The organism is Cryobacterium sp. TMN-39-2 (assembly GCF_004402745.1).
Lineage (GTDB): Bacteria > Actinomycetota > Actinomycetes > Actinomycetales > Microbacteriaceae > Cryobacterium > Cryobacterium zongtaii.
In genome coordinates, this window is sequence record NZ_SOFX01000017.1 from 26655 (window position 1) to 42836 (window position 16182).

Genomic DNA, 16182 nt, shown 5'->3' on the forward strand with positions numbered 1-16182 from the left:
CGCTCATTCCGGCGCGGCCACCGACGACTTCGGCAACGCGGAGGCCGACTTCACCGCGAACGACACATCCATCCCACCCGCGTGATTGGAATCGATGGCGCGTTCTTCGCTGGTGGCGATCAGCCCTTGCGAGCTGTTGGCCGAGCGCGTCAACTGTGCGATCCACTCCGGGTTGAGAGTCGGGGTGTGGCCGCCGGTGAACTTGAAGTACAGCGGTATCGCCGGATTCATCCATGCCGAACTGCGTCCGTCGCCGACCTCGATGGCGTTGCGCCAGGAGAAAAGGAAGCTCTCGCCGCGGCGGAGTTTCTGCACGATCACGACTTGCAGATGTGTCAGGATCCTGTCGTCGAATTCAACGACGACCCGGTCGTAGGACAGGGTGCCCATGAGTTTTCACGTTCACTTCCAGATTGGCCACGCTCGGTGCCGGGAACGGGTGAAAGCGATGATGGGGCACTGACAGAAGAACCGGAGGATCCCTCAACTCTCCTCTGCTGCCCGGCAAAGCGCAAGGAATTCGGGCGAATGCAGAGCCGTGAGCGTGTCGACCGGACGTTCGACGTGGCCGAAGTGGCCGGTGCCGGTGAGTACCGTGACCTCGAGGTCGGCGATCACTCGGGCCAGGCGCCGGTCGTCGTCGTCTCCGACGAAGACATCACGGTCGCCGTGCACCGACCGCACCGGGCACTCGATGCGGGCCCAGGACGCCTCGGCGTTGTAACGACCGGCCCGGCCGGCGGCCAGGGTGAACGAGCGTGGCCGCGTCTCGGCGGCCAAAGCGGACAGCACGCTCCGGTCGACCCGGCGGACGTTGCTGAACAACGGAGCCACCGCGGGGCGCAGCAAGCCCAGCCGATTCAGCCCGGCTGCCAGACCGCGGCCGGCCGCGCCGCACGCCGAGAGAACCCTCATCACGCCGAGCAGGGCCGTGAAGCCGGGCAGCACGGCGAACCGGGACAACGGATGCCGCACGCTGTCGATGACACCGAACGTCGTCGCGGACACCAGCCCGACAAAGGTCGTCTGCCCGGGTCTGCTCGCCGCGAGCTCGAGGGCGACGAACCCGCCCAGCGAGTGCCCGATTACCCGCCAACGCCGATACCCCAGGGCGCGCGCGATCTCGGCTACGACCGCGGCGAGGGACTCAATGGTCTCAGCGTCTTCGTCGATTGCCAGGGGAGTGTCGCCCCAGCCGGGCAGGTCCGGGATGATCAGGTTCTCGAGCGGGGGCGCGGGCAACCGGTCCGCAGCGCGGATCAGCGGCGTCCAGGTGGTCCACGATCCGGCCGCACCGTGCAGCAGGATCGTCGCGGTGCCGGTGGAGCCCGTCGCTGTTCGCCGACCATGCCGCACCGCGACCGGACCGAGGGGTGTGTCGATCAGGCTCGTGCTCAGGCCCAGCCGGCCGGAGTCGTGTGACAGCGCAAACGGGCAGTAGCCCAGGTCGGTGTCGAAACCTGCCGGGACGGCGGTGGCGGTGCTCATAACAGGGGTTCGGTACGGCCGGCGACCCGGATTGGCGGCCGGCCAAGCCTGAGTTCCGGCTGATCATTTGCCGCGGCCGGAATACCCTGCCCGGTCGCAGAGTTTGCTGAACGGGACGCGTGTTCGACAACGGCGGCACAGCCGCATCCACTGCGTCCCCATCCCACAGATATAAGGAGCACCACGTGAGTCTTTTCACCCCGCTGAACCTCGGCGCCCTCGAACTGCCCAACCGAATGGTCATGGCACCGTTGACCCGGATGCGGTCAGGGGTTGACGGCATCCCGGGTGCGCTCAACATCGAGCACTATCGCCAGCGGGCCACCCTCGGCTTGATCGTGTCCGAGGGTGTCTACCCCGATAAGGCCGGCCAGGGCTTCCCAGGCCAGCCGGGCCTGGTCACCACGGAACAGATCGCCGGCTGGGCCAAGGTCGCCGACGCCGTGCACGCCTCCGGTGGCCGCATCGTGGCCCAGGTCATGCACGCCGGTCGGGTTTCCCATCCCGAGATCACCGGAGGGCTCCAGATCGTCGCCCCCAGCGCCATCGCCATCCAGGGCGAGAGCCACACCTACAAGGGCAAGCTGCCCTACCCGGTGCCGCGCGCACTGACCGGCGAGGACCTGCCCGGCATCATCGACGGCTTCGTGCAGGCGTCCCGCAACGCTGTCGCGGCCGGCCTCGACGGAGTCGAAATCCACTCCGCCAACGGGTACCTGCTGCACGAATTCCTCTCGCCGGCCTCCAATCAGCGCGATGACATCTATGGCGGCTCCGCCGAGAACCGGGCCCGGTTCGTGATCGAGGTCGTGACGGCCGTCGCCGCGGCGATCGGCGCCGACAGGGTGGGCATCCGCATTTCGCCCCAGCACAACATCCAGGATGCCGTCGAGACCGACGACGCCGACGTCCTGGCCACCTACGGTGCGCTGGTCGACGGCCTGGCGCCGCTGGGACTGGCCTACCTCAGCGTTCTGAACCGCGACCCCGCGGGCGAGCTGGTGCGCACGCTGCGCAGCCGGTTCGGCGGCCCGCTGCTGGTCAACACCGGTTTCAGCGCCGTGACCACCCGCGAGGAGGCCATCGCCCTGCTCGACGACGGTCTCGGCGACGGTGTCGTCGTCGGTCGTGCCGTGATCGCCAACCCCGACCTCGTGCGCCGCTGGCTGGAGAACCTGCCGGTCAACGAGCCCAACCCGGCCACGTTCTACGGCCCGGATGCCGTCGGGTACACCGATTACCCGGCCTACGCGAGCTAGCCTCTCCCGCGGCGCGCCCGCGCGCTGAGACCGAACGGCCCCCTGCTGCAGGGGGCCGTTTTGTGCGCCGAGAGGTGACTACAGGTGGGCGAGACGCGCGGCGGCGCCCTCGAGCACGTCGACGCGCTTGCAGAACGCGAACCGGACGAGCGACGCGTACTGCGCCTTGTGCTCGGGCAGGCAGAACGCCGAGATCGGGATCCCGACCACCCCGGCCAGATCGGGCAGCGCGCGGCAGAACTCGACGGCGTCGGGATGGCCGAGGGGCGCGGCATCCGCCACGATGAAATACGAACCCTGCGGCACCGCGAGGGTGAACCCAGCCGCGCCGAGCCCGCCGGCCAGCACATCGCGCTTGGCCTGCAGGTCGGAGGCGATGCCGGAGTAGTAGGCGTCGGGCAGATCGAGTCCGATCGCCGTGGCCGGCTGGAACGGGGCGCCGTTGACATAGGTGAGGAACTGCTTGACGGCGAGGATCGCCGTGACGATGGCCGCCGGGGCGCTCAACCAGCCGATCTTCCAACCCGTCGTGCTGAAGGTCTTGCCGGCGGATGAGATCGTGACGGTGCGCTCACGGGCACCGGGCAGGGTCGCGACCGGCAGGTGGGCGACGCCGAAGGTGAGGTGCTCGTAGACCTCGTCGGTCACGATGAGGGCGTCGTGCTTATGCGCGAGCGCCACGATCAGTTCGAGGGTCTCGCGGGTGAAGACCGTGCCGGTGGGGTTGTGCGGGTTGTTGATCAGGATGATCCGGGTGCGGTCGGTCACGACAGCCGCCAGCTCATCCAGGTCGGGCTGAAAATCGGGGGAGTGCAGCCGCACCGTTTGATGCACGCCGCCGGCCAGGGCGATCAGGCCGCCGTAAGCGTCGTAGAACGGCTCGAAGGTCACCACTTCGTCGCCCGGTTCGAGCAGCGCCAGCAGGGTGGCGGAGAGCGCCTCGGTGGCGCCGGCGGTGACGAGAACCTCGGTGCCGGGGTCGACGGTCAACCCGTAGAAGCGCTGCTGGTGGCGCGCAATCGCCTCGAGCAGCACCGGTGCTCCCCGCCCGGGCGGGTACTGGTTGACGCCGTCGCGGATGGCCTGACGAGCGGCTTCGAGCACGACGGCAGGACCGTCCTCGTCGGGAAAACCCTGACCCAGGTTGATGGCGCCGGTGCGCATGGCGAGCGCGCTCATTTCCGCGAAAATACTGGCCGAGACGGTGCCGTCGGCGGCGAGGAGCCCGGCGCCTCTGGCGGTGCGACGCCAGGCGCCGCCGATCGTCATGTGGTGACCTGCTGCATACCCCAAATTTACGACATCCCGCCGGCCCAACTCACGCACCCGCCCGTCTAGCCAGATTCCCCGCGGGTGTGCGCAACTCCTCCTCTTCCTGATTCCGTGTCAGACCGCACCCCGCGAACACCGGTGCGGATGCGCGACCAGCGACGGGTTGCCGGAGTTATGCAGGTCCACGGCAGGGTTCGGGGTTGTGGATAACTTGCACGCGGGGGAGGGCTGCTGTCATACGGTGGCGGGATGGTGATCGTGGGTGGTGGGCGACGAGGTGTCGGACGGATGGCTAGTGCTGCCTGTGTGGGTGGTCTGCTGTTGGGTGCGGCGGGCTGTACGGCGGCGCCGAAGCCCGCGCCTCCGTCGCCCACGCCCACGATCACCCCCATCTTCGCTTCCGACGAGGAGGCGCTCGCCGCGGCCACCGAGGCCTACGCGAAATACCTCAGAGCGTCAGACGAGATCCTCATGGATGGCGGACAAAACCCCGAGAGGATACGAGAATTCACTTCAACGGAGCTGGCGAAGTCAGAAATCGGTGGTTATCGTGAAGCTCAGGCGCAGAACCTTCGCAGCACTGGAGGCAGTGCATTCTCGAATTTCACCATTCAGTCAGTTGAACCTGGGCCGGGAACCAAGGACGTGGTGACGGCGTACGTGTGTTCTGACGTCTCTGTCGTGGATGTACTCAACGAAGCCGGCGAGTCGGTAGTTTCGGCCGACCGTCCAGACAGGACTCCGTTTGAGATTACTTTTGATCTAACAGAGAACAGCACTCCACGACTTGTAGTGGCCAGCGCCGCGGTGTGGAAGGGCGACGGAGTCTGCGGATGAGGTGCCTGGCGGTGACTCTCACGGTGATGACCCTGTTCTTGTTGGTAGCTCCCGCCGCTGCGACGGCCGACAGCGGAGGCTGCAATCGATTGACGACTCAGACGGGCGTCTGCCCTGGCGCATCTGTCGGCGACGGCGGGGTCGACCTCAGCGCAGACCGGGAGGTCAACACGCCTGGACGTCAGGGGTCTGGTTCCGGCAACGGCCGCGACGGCGATGGCGGTGGCGGCTCGGGAGGCGGCGAGTGGGATGGGCTCCCTGACGGCGTCAGCCTGGTTCCAGGGGGAGTCCCCGTCGACCGGGGCGACGCATCCGGCGGACTGGGGACTGGTCCGAGGCGCCAACCGATAGTGGCGCCGGCCGACCCCGCGGTGCCGGTGTGCCAGCCTCAGACGCCGTGCGATCCGGATCTGGTCGTGCGTGTCAGTGACCTGGTCAGTATCCCGGCCGACGCGCCCACTCAGGGGATGGAACCCAACGGTTGGCTCGTCGTCGGAGTCCCGGCCAATTTCTTCGCCACGGCGTCGGCCCATGTCCGGTCAGGGACCCTCCTCGGCGCCTCGGCCGAGGTGCGGTTCACCCCGGTGGGATTCCGGTGGGATTACGGCGACGGAACGTCGCGAACGTCGGCTTCGGGCGGGGCGACCTGGGCGGCCCTGAACCTTCCCGAGTTCTCAGAAACCTCAACTAGTCACGTGTTCGAGAGCACCGGCACGCTGTCGATCGGGCTGATCGTGTCATATTCGGCCGAGTATCGCTTTGCCGGTGCCGAATGGCGCGACGTGCAGGGTCTGGTGCTGGTGCCGACCCGCCCGATCACCGCGATCGCCGACCGCGCCGGCACGGTTCTTGTGGCCGAGTCCTGCCTCGGCAACCCCGGCGGCCCCGGCTGCTGAGAGGCATCGGGCCGCTGCAGGACCACGTCGTTCCGCGAGCCGGGCAAGGTCACGGCTTCATCATTGATTGCTCCCAGTCTGCGCATATCAAACGTTCAGCTTTAGGCGAGAAGCTAGCTTCGCTTGGAAGGAGCACACCATGACCGACAACACTCAGGACCCGGGCACCACCCCCGACCAGCCTCAGGACAACGCACCGTTCGAGGTCAACTCGTCGGGTGAAGCCGCAGCACAACCCACCGCAGCACAACCCACCGCAGCACAGCCCAGCGCAGCACAGCCCGCAGTTCCACGCGCCGCCGACAACCAGCCCACCGAGGTGCTCGGTTCGGAAGACGCCACGGTCGCTGCCCCGGCGCCCACGGCAGCTGAGCACCAGGCCGCCGCGCAGCAGGCAGCAGCGCACCAGGCCGCAGCTCAGCACGCTCAGGCAGCTCAGCCGACGCACCCGTACACCCAGGCGCCCCCCGCCTACCCCACGGATGCCTTCGGCCGCCCGATTCCGGGCCCGGACGGGTCCACCCCGATTTACGCCCCCACCCCGGCGCAGCAGCAGGCCTACGCCAACGCGAACGGCTACCCCGCGCAACCGTCGGGTGCACCGAAGGCGCCCAAGGACCCCAACCGCCGCAAAGGCAACGTGGCCTTCGTCGCCGCGCTCGCCATCGCCGCCCTGGTCGGCGGGGTCTCCGCAGCCGGTGTTTCCGCTGTCGTCTACTCGAGCCAGAGCAACGGCACCCCGGCCAGCGAGGCCCAGGGCCCGAGCACGGTGGTCGTCAACAACACCGACAGCGTGAACGAGATCACCGCAGTCGCCGCCAAGGCGTCGCCCAGTGTCGTCACCATCGAGGTCGCCGCGGGCGACTCCGGCGGCTCCGGCTCCGGCGTCATCCTCAGCGAAGACGGTTACGTCCTGACCAACACCCACGTCGTCACCCTCGACGGCGCCGCCGCAGACGCGACCATCCAGGTGAAGGCCAGCGACGGCAAGCTGTACGCGGCCACCCTGATCGGCACCGACCCGGTTTCCGACCTCGCCGTGATCAAGCTCACCGACGCGTCAGACCTCACGCCCATCACCTGGGCGGACTCGAGTGATCTCAACGTCGGCGACACCGCCATCGCAATCGGCGCGCCACTCGGCCTGTCCGGCACCGTCACCAACGGCATCGTGAGCGCCCTGAACCGCAGCATCACCGTGGCGTCCTCCGCCGCACCCACCACGCCCGACGAGACCACGCCAGACGAGGGTGACGGCAACTTCTTCAACTACGACCTGCCCAACCGGGACGGTTCGACCCCCGACACCCCGGACACCCAGGCCGCCCAGAGCAGCATCTCGCTCGCGGTGATCCAGACGGATGCCGCGATCAACCCCGGCAACTCCGGCGGAGCCCTGCTCAACAGCAAGGGCGAACTGATCGGCATCAACGTCGCCATCGCCAACGCCGGTGGCAGCTCGACCGCCACCACCGCCGGGAGCATCGGTGTCGGCTTCTCGATCCCGGCCAACCTGGCCAAGCGGGTGTCGGATGAGATCATCGACACCGGATCTGCCACGCACGGCCTGCTCGGCGCCAGCGTCACCGGCGCCACCAGCACCGACAGCGACACCGTCGGCGCCCTCATCAGCGAGGTGTCGTCCGGCGGAGCCGCCCAGAAGGCCGGCCTGAAGGCCGGTGACGTCGTCACCAATTTCAACGGTGTTCCCATCACCGACGCGACCGACCTCACCGCCCAGGTGCGTACCCTCGCAGCCGGTGCCACCGCCGACCTCACCTACGTGCGTGAAGGCGAATCGGTGACGGTGTCGGTCACCGTCGGCGAGCTCACCAGCTAGCCCGGATCAGCTCCTTCCTTCTTCCTGCGCCGCCGGTCCTGCACCGGCGGCGCAGTTGTGTCCGGGGCCGCGGCCGCCGGCTCGGAGGCGTGCCACAGGTAACGCGGACCGAGTGAAAAGACTCGGCTGCTAGGCTCAGGCGATTGCCCGAATGAGTGGAAAGATGGCCAGCCCAGTGCACGAGAGCGCAGACACAGTGCTGATCGGCGTCTCGTACATCATGCCCGTGCTCAACGAGGCCAGCCATGTACGAGCGGCGGTCCAGAGCCTGCTCGAGCAGGACTACGACGGCCCGTTCGAGGTCACCCTGGCCCTGGGGCCGAGCATCGACGGCACCACCGAACTCGTCGAAGAGATGGCCGCGGTGGATCCGCGCATCCGCGTCGTCGCCAATGAAGTCGGGTCGACGCCGGCCGGCCTCAATATCGCCATTCGCGCCTCCACCTTTCCTGTCGTGATCCGCGTCGACGCCCACTCGGTGCTTCCGCGCGACTACGCCCGCATCGCCGTCGAGACGCTTCAACGCACCGGCGCCGACAACGTCGGCGGCATCATGGATGCCCAGGGCACCGCCCCGTTCCAGCAAGCCGTCGCCCGCGCCTACGGCACCCGCATCGGCCTGGGCGGCACTCCGTTGCACGTCGGCGGCCCCGAGGGCGAAGCCGAGACCGTGTACCTCGGCTGCTTCCGCCGTGACAGCCTGCTGCGGGTGGGCATGTTCGACGAGGGCATCAAGCGCGGCCAGGACTGGGAACTCAACCGCCGCCTGCGCGAGCACGGTGGCTCGGTCTGGTTCACCCCGGCGCTGAAGGTCATCTACCGGCCGCGGCCCAGCCTGTCCCGCCTGGCCCGCCAGATGGTCTCCACCGGACTGTGGCGCGGCGAACTGGCCCGCCGGTTCCCCGAATCCAACGGCCTGCGCTACTTCGCCCCGCCCGTGATGGTGCTCGGCGTCACCATCGGCATCCTGCTCGGCCTCGCCGGCCTGGTGCAGGTCCTGCTGGGCGGACCGGGCTGGCTGCTGCTGGGTTTCCTGGCCCCGCTGGCCTACCTGCTCATCGTCGTGGCGGCCACCGTTGCGTCGACCCGGTCCGACGGCGTTCGTGTCGCGCTCTGGTTTCTCGTAGTCTTGCCGTGCATTCACTTCTGCTGGGGTATCGGCTTCCTGCTCGGTTACCTCAAGCTCACCACCAACATCTCGGCACACACGGGAAGACATCAATGACGTCTGGTTCGCCCAACACGGCTCGGCCCTCTTCGATCGCCGAGCTTCGTGCCGTCGCGCAACCTCCCGAGGTGCGGATGCGCGCCAACGCCGAGCACTGGACGGCGTCGCTGTACCTGCGTGACCTGTCGCCGTACCTCACCTGGCTGCTGCTGAAGACGCGCATCTCGGCCAACGGCGTCACCGGCCTGATGATCCTCGTCGGCTGGTCCACGGCCGCGGCGCTGCTCATTCCCGGCATCTGGGGTGCCCTGCTGGCCCTGGTGCTCGGCCAGCTGCAGATGCTCGTCGACTGCTGCGACGGCGAGGTCGCCCGTTGGCGTAGGACGTCGTCACCGGCCGGGGTGTTCCTCGACAAGGTCGGGCACTACTCGACCGAGGCCCTGATCCCCATCGCGCTGGGCATCCGCGCCGCCGCCTACCCGTTCGAAGCACCCGCCGACTTCCTGTTCACCACGCTGGGCCTGGCCCTGGCACTGCTGATCGTGCTCAACAAGGCCCTCAACGACATGGTGCACGTTGCCCGCGCCAACGCCGGCCTGCCCAAGCTGGCCGACAACAAGGGTGAGAAGGTGCCGCAGGCCGGCCTGATCGCGACCCTGCGCCGCCTGGCCCGGTTCCTGCCCTTCCACCGCCTGTACCACTCGGTGGAAATGACGATGGTGATCTTCGTCGCCGCCGTCATCGGCCTCGTCCTCGGTCAGCCGATCACCGACCGGGTCTTCCTCGCCGTCCTCGTTCCCCTCGCTTTCCTAGCGCTGATCGGCCACTTCCTGGCGATCATGGCCTCGAAGCGAGTGCGGTCCTGAAGTCAGGCGACAGCGTGCCCGTCACCATCGGTGTGGTCCTGCTCACCCAGGGCCGCCGCCCGGACGACCTCGAGCGCGGCATTCGCAGCCTGCTCGCCCAGGAAGACGTGCAGCTGGACATCATCTGCGTGGGCAACGGCTGGCAGCCCACAGGCCTGCCCAGTGTCGTCGCCGCGCTCGCCCTGCCCGAGAACCTGGGCATCCCCGCCGGCCGCAATCGCGGCGTGGAGCACGTGGGCGGCGACTACCTTTTCTTCCTCGATGACGACGCCAGCTTGCCGGATCCCCGGTTCCTGATCGACGCCGTAGGGGTGCTGCGCGCCGACCCCAGCATCGGTCTGCTGCAGCCTCAGGTCGTCGACCCGGCCGGCCTCACCGCGCCACGCCGCTGGATTCCACGCATCCGCAAGGGCGACGCCGCACACTCCAGCGCGGTGTTCTCGGTGTGGGAGGGTGCTGTGCTTCTGCCCAGACCCGTCTTCGACGCCACCGGCGGCTGGGCCGAACCGTTCTTCTACGCCCACGAGGGCATCGAGCTGGCCTGGCGGGTCTGGGACCAGGGCCTGCGCACCTGGTACGCGGGCAACCTGGTGGCAAACCACCCGGTGATCCTGCCCACCCGGCACGCCGATTTTTACCGGCTCAACGCCCGCAACCGCGTCTGGATCGCCCGGCGCAACCTGCCACTGCCGCTGATACCGCTCTACGTGGGGTCCTGGACGGCGATCCAGGTGCTCCGCGGAGCCCGCAACCCGGCTGCCCTCAAGGCCTGGTTCCGTGGCTGGTGGGAGGGGTGGGTCACCGACCCCGGCGAACGCCGTCCGCTGGCGACCCGCACCATCTGGCGGATGACCCGCGCGGGCCGGCCCCCCGTCATCTGAGCGGGCCTAACGATTGGCTACCGGTGCGCCCCTTCCGGGGGGCGGTAGGCCCTAGGTCCCGGCCCGGTGGGTAGGCTGGAGCAGTGGTAAGCAGCAAAGACGTCCGACTCGCAGCAAAGCTGGTGAAGGATGTGCTCGGTTCCCGCAAGGCTCAGCGCCTACTCACCGAGCGCCTCGCCGTACGCGGCCCGCTGCCCGCCAATACTTTCAAGATCGCCGTGTACTTCGCGGATGGCCCGGTGAACCTTTACCAGATGCGCCAGTGGTACAAGCCACTCGCGAAGCTGGCCGAGACCTGGCCCGTGGTCGTCCTGAGCCGCACCGCCGGCGGCACGATGAAGCTGATCGAAGAGAGCCCGATCCCGGTCGCCTACGTGCGCAAGGTGTCCGACCTCGAACGAGTGATCGCCGAGCAGGACATCCGCATCGTCCTGTACGTCAATCAGAACTCCCGCAACTTCCAGATGATGCGCTACGGGCGCCGCTGGCACGTTTTCATCAACCATGGTGAGAGCGACAAGATGTACATGACCACGAACCAGTTCAAGGCCTACGACTACTCGTTCGTGGCCGGTCAGGCCGCCGTCGCCAGGCTCGGCAAGGTGCTCTGGGACTACGACTTCGACAAGCGGGCCATCACCATCGGTCGGCCCCAGGCCGACCACTACTCGGGCCGGTTGCCGTTCATGCCCGACGAGCGCACCGTTGTGCTCTACGCGCCCACCTGGGAGGGCGACCGCGCCGCCGCCGCGTACGGCTCCATCGCCACGCACGGCGTGGCCCTGGTCACTGCCCTGTTGCGCAGCCCCCGGCACCGGTTGGTGTACCGCCCGCATCCGCGATCAGGTGTGGTCGACCACGAATACGGTCTGGCGAACAAGCAGATCATGGCCGCGATGAACACGGCGAACAGCCGTGATGCCAGCGCCCAGCACATCATCGACACCGGCGCGGAGCTTGGCTGGCAGCTCTCCGCCGCCGACGTTGCGATCGTCGACATCTCGGCGATGGTCTACGACCGCCTTGCATCGGGCAAACCGCTCATGGTGACGCGGCCGCTGAACCCTCTCGCCGCCATCGACACCAGCGGGTACCTGTCCGACTGCGAGTGGCTTGACGCGGGCGAGACCGCCGGTATCGTCGAGACCCTCGACGAGCTTGTGAACGACGACGGCGCCGACCAACGTCTGCGCGTCTGGGTCGAGCAGTACTTCGGCGATCCCACGCCCGGTGCGCCGACGGCGCGGTTCCATGCCGCGATCGAACATCTGATGACCGAATGGGACCGGTTCGCCCAGGTGCACGCCGGCGACGACGACGGCCTCGCCGAGTTCGTCGAGGAAGTCAGCGAGACCGAAGACGTCTGAGTGATCGGGTGAGGCGGGCAGGGTCAGGCCGGTCGGGCTCTGCTTAGAGGGGTTCCGCCGGTGCGGCTGCATCCGGCTTGACCGGGTCCCCGCCGGTCGGCCGGCGGCGGAGCGGCCGGGGGAGTGCCCGGAGTGCGCCGTGGCCCAGCTGAGTGAGCCGGTTGCCGGGAATCACGGCGCCGTCGCGCAGGGTGATGGTGTGCGCCCGCGGGTCGAGCTCCGGGCGGAAGGCGGCGGGCGCCTGACCGAACGCGAGCCTGGACGAACCGATGACCCGCTTGCCGAGAATGTGGTTGCCCATTCCGCCGATCACGGCGCCGATGCCGAACGGCACGGCCTTGCCGATCAGGCTGGCTCCGCCCTTGGCAGCGAACTGCCGGATGAAGGTGCGCTTGAGGCGGTCTGTCAGCGGCCCCATGATGGCGCGGGGCAGGCTGGTGGTTACCAACTCTCCCCAGTAGGCAGTACGGGCCACTCCTCCGCCGGTGACCTGACCGGCCAGCTGACGCACCAGGTCGGAGCCCTCGTGGCCGAGCATCATGGTCATCACGAGCGCCCTCGCGCGCTCAGGATCACTCACCGTGATCCCGTGCACCTCGCTGACGGACTGGGAGAAAAGAGCGGTCGCCTCAAGAAACCCGGCCGTCTCGACGCCGGACAGAGCGAGCGTGATACCGGTGCCGACGCCGGGGATCACGGCCGTCGCGCCGACCGCGGCGCCGCCGCTGGTGACAGCGGCGAGATAACGCCGCTCCAGAATGCGCACAAGCTGTTCCGGCGAGGCATCGGGGTGACGGTGGCGAATGCTGCGGATGTGGGCGAGCACAGCGGGGCGATGAATCGCCATGACCCTGTCGAAACCGGTGGCGACGCCGGATGGCAGCTGGCCGCCCTGCGGCAGCCCGCCGGTGGGCGACAGCAGTGGTGTGGGTTTCTTAGCCATGGTGCGGTCCTCCTCGGGTGCAGAAGCACGAGTTTACGGTTCGAAACTGAGCATCGTCGAGGTAATTCCCAGCCAGATTGATGCGCGTTGGCCGTGACGAATCGCGGTCGGGCGACGTCTCAGGCCTTCTTGATGCCGTACTCGGCGTTGTACCGGTCGAGGACGTCGTTGATCGGGGCGTCGAGGACCAGCTCACCCTTGTCGAGGTAGAGGCCCCTGGCACAGAACCGGCGCAGGTCGCGCTCGTTGTGCGACACGAAGAACAGGGTGCGTCCGCCGGCCAGCAGCTCTTCGATGCGTCGGTAGCACTTCTCGCGGAACGCCTTGTCGCCGACCGCCAGCACCTCGTCGACGAGGATGATCGGCTCCTCGAGCCTGGAGATCACGGCGAACGCGATACGCACCTTCATGCCGCTGGACAGGTGCTTGTACGGGGTATCGATGAAGTCGGCGATCTCGGCGAACTCGATGATGTCGTCGAAGCGGGAATCGATCTGCTTGCGGGTCATGCCGTGCAGACCCGCCGTGAGGTACACGTTGTCGCGCACGGTGAGGTCGTCGACGAAGCCGCCGGTGATCTCGATCAGCGGGGCGACACCCTCGATGACGTTCACGGTGCCCTCGTCGGGCAGCACAACACCCGTGACGAGCTTGAGCAGGGTGGACTTGCCCTGGCCGTTGCGGCCGACGACCCCGATCGCCTCACCGCGTTGAACGGTGAACGACACGTTCTGCAGCGCCCAGAACTCACCGGACCTGGTGCGGCGGCGGGTGCCGGCGAAGAGGTCCTTGAAGCTGCGGCGGCTGCGCCGATTCCGGCGGAACCTGATTCCGACGTCGTTCAGGGAGATGACGGTCTCGGTCATCAGATCTCCTTCAGCACGGCACGCTCGGTGCGGGAGAAGACCAGCAGGCCGATTCCGAGGAATGCCACCGACATGGCTGCGCTGACGGCCACGACGAACCAGTCCAGCTCGCCGGGGAAGAACGCGGCCCTGTAGAGGCTGAAGATGCCGCTGAGCGGGTTGAACGCCGCCCAGAAGTGCAGCTGCTCCGGCAGGTCACTGGTGCCGTAGATGATCGGCGACGCGTAGAACAGAAAGCGCAGGATGAGTTTGACGGCTCGCTCGAGGTCGCGGAAGAACACGACCAGTGGGGCAACGATGAGGCCGACTCCGGCCGTGAGCACGGCTTGGATGAGGATGGCCAGCGGGAAGAAAATCGCATCAACGTTGACCTCGGCGCCGGACCAGATCGCAAAGACGATCAGGACCGGAATGGCGGCGATGAACTCGATGCCTTTGGACAGCACGAGCCGGTTGACCCAGATGGTGCGGGGGATCCGGGTGGACCTGATGAGTTTTGCCTCACGCAGGAATGCCCGGGTGCAGTCGGAGACGGCCCCGTTGAACCACATCCACGGCAGCAGTGCGGCGAGCAAAAAGACGATGTACGGTTCGTTGCCGACGGTGCGCTGGAAGACCTGGGTGAAAACAAACCAGTAGATGCCGGCCATCACCAGCGGGTCGAGGATCGACCAGAAGTAGCCGAGCACGGAGGTGGAGTACCGCACCCGCAGGTCCCGCTGGGTCAACAGCCAGAGGGAATGACGGTACCGCGCAAACGGGGTGCGCTGTTCAGGACGCACCTGAGCGTAACTACTCACGCGCTCTATCGTATGGGAGCGGATCGGGGCGCCGCGCCATCGACGCGACCGCCCCACGGCTCCAGGCTGATCAGACGAAGAGGTTGGCGCGCTCGAGGTCTTCGGCGAAGTCGACCTCGACGGCGTAGAAGTCGGAAATGTCGACGGGCTCCACGAGCATGCGGTTCTTCTCGATCGCGAGCTCGATGCCGCGCTCGAAGTAGTCCTGGTCGCCGACCTTGCTGAGGTGGTGGATGAGCATGGGCTTGTCAGCGGCAGACACGTAGTTGATGCCGACAGCCTCGCCGAGCCCGTTCTTCACGGTCTTCGACAGCTCCTTGATGTAGCCCTCGGCGCTCGTCGTGTACTTGACTTCCTCGTCAGACACCTTCGACGTGTTGACCGTGACGAAGGACTGGTCGCGCTTCATCATCGCGGCAGCGCGATCGAGGATAGCGGGATCGAATACGACGTCGCCGTTCATCCACAGCACGCCGCCGCTGGCGGACGCGCGGAGGGCGCGCAACAGGCTCTTCGACGTGTTGGTCACGTCGTACTGCTCGTTGTAGACGAAGGATGCCTGCGGGAAAGCCTCGATGATGTGCTCGAGCTTGTAGCCGACAACGATGGTGACCTTGGTCTTCTTACCGAAGGCGTGCTCGATGTTGTCGAACTGCTGCTGCATGATCGTGCGGCCGTCGTTGAGTTCGGTCAGCGGTTTAGGAAGGGAGCGGCCGAGGCGGCTGCCCATTCCTGCTGCAAGTATTACTACCTGGGTGGTCACGAATATCTCCTAAGAAAGATCTGGGTGGCCCCGCAGCGGTCGGACGTTTTCGCCGAGTTTGCCTGCGGTTCACCCCTAAGTTCACGTATAGACACACCGTTATGCCACCTTCAGACTACCCGACGACCCCGTTCTGGGGGAAGAGACGGTCAGAGGCGTGTCCTGATCGTGACGATTCGTGCGGCCCTGTGACCTGCGATTCCGGCGCGAGTTTTGGTGAGAATCCGCCTGCGACCGCCGCCAGCCCCAGCGAGGTCAGACGGTCCTTGGTAAGTTAGCGAGGTGACTCCAGTGCCTCCGAACTCCGAGCCTGACGAGCGGACTCCGGTCTTGCCCGTTCCCGATACGGAGCCGGAACGCGAGGGTAGTGCCATCGAACACAACGCCCCTGCGAACCGAGCCCCTGAGCCCGATTCCCTTTCAACGACAGCACCGACCACCGGCGCGCTGCCGCCCCGCAAGCCTCCGGTGCGCCGCACCCCCCGAACCACGACGTCCTCGGCCGGTGGGGCGTCGAACGCGCCCGCCGCATCCGACGCCGACACATCGGTTTCAGCCGACACAGCAACCGCCGACGGCTCGACAACCCCGGTGAAGCCTGCGCGCAGCTCGACCCGCGCACCGCGCACCCCTGCGACTCCGCGAGCCACGTCGACGCCCCGCGCTCCGGCCAAGAAGAAGCCGGCCGCCGCCGCGCTGGCGGAGGACGTGTCGGTACCGACGACGACGCCCGTGTCCCCGGCCGCCGCCGAACCCGCAACGGCGCCGGCGCGCGTCACGGTGACGCGCACCCCCGCTGCCCGCAAGGCGCCGGTGAAGCCCGCGGTCGCCAAGGCCACCAGGCTGCCGGCCACGACGACGTCCACGGCCGATACCGCGGAGGCCGTCGAGGCCGCCGCCGCGGCCTCCGAGCTGGACCTGCCCGCCGGCCCCGCG

The 16182-nt window shown here is 67.6% G+C and carries 15 protein-coding genes and 1 pseudogene; 9 read left to right on the forward strand and 7 right to left on the reverse strand.

The window, feature by feature from the left end:
• Window positions 1-3: 3 nt before the first annotated feature.
• Both E3O57_RS05280 and E3O57_RS05285 read right to left on the reverse strand, forming a co-directional pair.
• On the reverse strand, window positions 4-390 hold the full coding sequence (locus E3O57_RS05280; protein WP_240632395.1) for an ATP-dependent DNA ligase: 387 nt from the start codon (window positions 388-390) through the stop codon (window positions 4-6).
• 93 nt (window positions 391-483) lie between these two features.
• A complete protein-coding gene (locus E3O57_RS05285; RefSeq protein WP_088455533.1) occupies window positions 484-1488 on the reverse strand; it encodes an alpha/beta fold hydrolase in 1005 nt (334 codons plus the stop codon).
• A 185-nt stretch (window positions 1489-1673) separates the two neighbouring features.
• On the opposite strand from E3O57_RS05285, the gene E3O57_RS05290 reads away from it, so the two are divergent.
• Window positions 1674-2747: an alkene reductase gene (locus E3O57_RS05290; RefSeq protein ID WP_103459576.1), complete on the forward strand. Its 1074-nt coding sequence runs from the start codon at window positions 1674-1676 to the stop codon at window positions 2745-2747.
• A 78-nt stretch (window positions 2748-2825) separates the two neighbouring features.
• Here E3O57_RS05290 and E3O57_RS05295 read toward each other — a convergent pair whose 3' ends face one another.
• A complete protein-coding gene (locus tag E3O57_RS05295; protein ID WP_103480177.1) occupies window positions 2826-4016 on the reverse strand; it encodes an aminotransferase class I/II-fold pyridoxal phosphate-dependent enzyme in 1191 nt (396 codons plus the stop codon).
• A 252-nt stretch (window positions 4017-4268) separates the two neighbouring features.
• On the opposite strand from E3O57_RS05295, the gene E3O57_RS05300 reads away from it, so the two are divergent.
• The 7 genes from E3O57_RS05300 to E3O57_RS05330 all read left to right on the forward strand — a co-directional run bounded on the left by E3O57_RS05300 (window position 4269) and on the right by E3O57_RS05330 (window position 11874).
• Window positions 4269-4856 (forward strand): hypothetical protein, encoded by a 588-nt coding sequence (locus E3O57_RS05300; RefSeq protein WP_165788010.1) that lies wholly within the window; start codon window positions 4269-4271, stop codon window positions 4854-4856.
• A gap of 350 nt (window positions 4857-5206) precedes the next feature.
• A complete protein-coding gene (locus tag E3O57_RS05305; protein WP_133159860.1) occupies window positions 5207-5752 on the forward strand; it encodes a hypothetical protein in 546 nt (181 codons plus the stop codon).
• Between the two features lie 139 nt (window positions 5753-5891).
• The gene (locus tag E3O57_RS05310) at window positions 5892-7592 is read left to right on the forward strand and encodes a S1C family serine protease (RefSeq protein WP_103480174.1); all 1701 of its coding nucleotides are present in this window, start codon (window positions 5892-5894) and stop codon (window positions 7590-7592) included.
• Between the two features lie 163 nt (window positions 7593-7755).
• The gene (locus tag E3O57_RS05315) at window positions 7756-8817 is read left to right on the forward strand and encodes a glycosyltransferase family 2 protein (protein ID WP_240632396.1); all 1062 of its coding nucleotides are present in this window, start codon (window positions 7756-7758) and stop codon (window positions 8815-8817) included.
• Window positions 8814-9626, forward strand: a complete 813-nt coding sequence (locus E3O57_RS05320; protein WP_088455539.1) for a CDP-alcohol phosphatidyltransferase family protein — start codon at window positions 8814-8816, stop codon at window positions 9624-9626. The genes E3O57_RS05315 and E3O57_RS05320 overlap by 4 nt, the downstream gene beginning before the upstream one ends.
• Window positions 9627-9640: 14 nt before the next feature.
• Window positions 9641-10507: a glycosyltransferase family 2 protein gene (locus E3O57_RS05325; protein ID WP_103480173.1), complete on the forward strand. Its 867-nt coding sequence runs from the start codon at window positions 9641-9643 to the stop codon at window positions 10505-10507.
• Between the two features lie 83 nt (window positions 10508-10590).
• Window positions 10591-11874, forward strand: a complete 1284-nt coding sequence (locus E3O57_RS05330) for a hypothetical protein (RefSeq protein ID WP_103480172.1) — start codon at window positions 10591-10593, stop codon at window positions 11872-11874.
• A gap of 43 nt (window positions 11875-11917) precedes the next feature.
• Here E3O57_RS05330 and E3O57_RS05335 read toward each other — a convergent pair whose 3' ends face one another.
• The 4 genes from E3O57_RS05335 to E3O57_RS05350 all read right to left on the reverse strand — a co-directional run bounded on the left by E3O57_RS05335 (window position 11918) and on the right by E3O57_RS05350 (window position 15246).
• Window positions 11918-12817: a hypothetical protein gene (locus E3O57_RS05335; protein WP_240632397.1), complete on the reverse strand. Its 900-nt coding sequence runs from the start codon at window positions 12815-12817 to the stop codon at window positions 11918-11920.
• 119 nt (window positions 12818-12936) lie between these two features.
• Window positions 12937-13683, reverse strand: coding sequence for an ABC transporter ATP-binding protein (locus E3O57_RS05340; protein ID WP_088455542.1), 747 nt, complete (start codon window positions 13681-13683; stop codon window positions 12937-12939).
• Window positions 13683-14483 carry an ABC transporter permease gene (locus E3O57_RS05345; protein ID WP_240632398.1) on the reverse strand — a complete coding sequence of 267 codons (801 nt, stop codon included), beginning with the start codon at window positions 14481-14483 and terminating at the stop codon, window positions 13683-13685. The genes E3O57_RS05340 and E3O57_RS05345 overlap by 1 nt, the downstream gene beginning before the upstream one ends.
• Window positions 14484-14553: 70 nt before the next feature.
• The gene (locus E3O57_RS05350) at window positions 14554-15246 is read right to left on the reverse strand and encodes an NTP transferase domain-containing protein (RefSeq protein ID WP_088455544.1); all 693 of its coding nucleotides are present in this window, start codon (window positions 15244-15246) and stop codon (window positions 14554-14556) included.
• 468 nt (window positions 15247-15714) lie between these two features.
• On the opposite strand from E3O57_RS05350, the pseudogene E3O57_RS05355 reads away from it, so the two are divergent.
• A pseudogene (locus E3O57_RS05355) lies at window positions 15715-16182 on the forward strand (hypothetical protein); the annotation flags it as partial.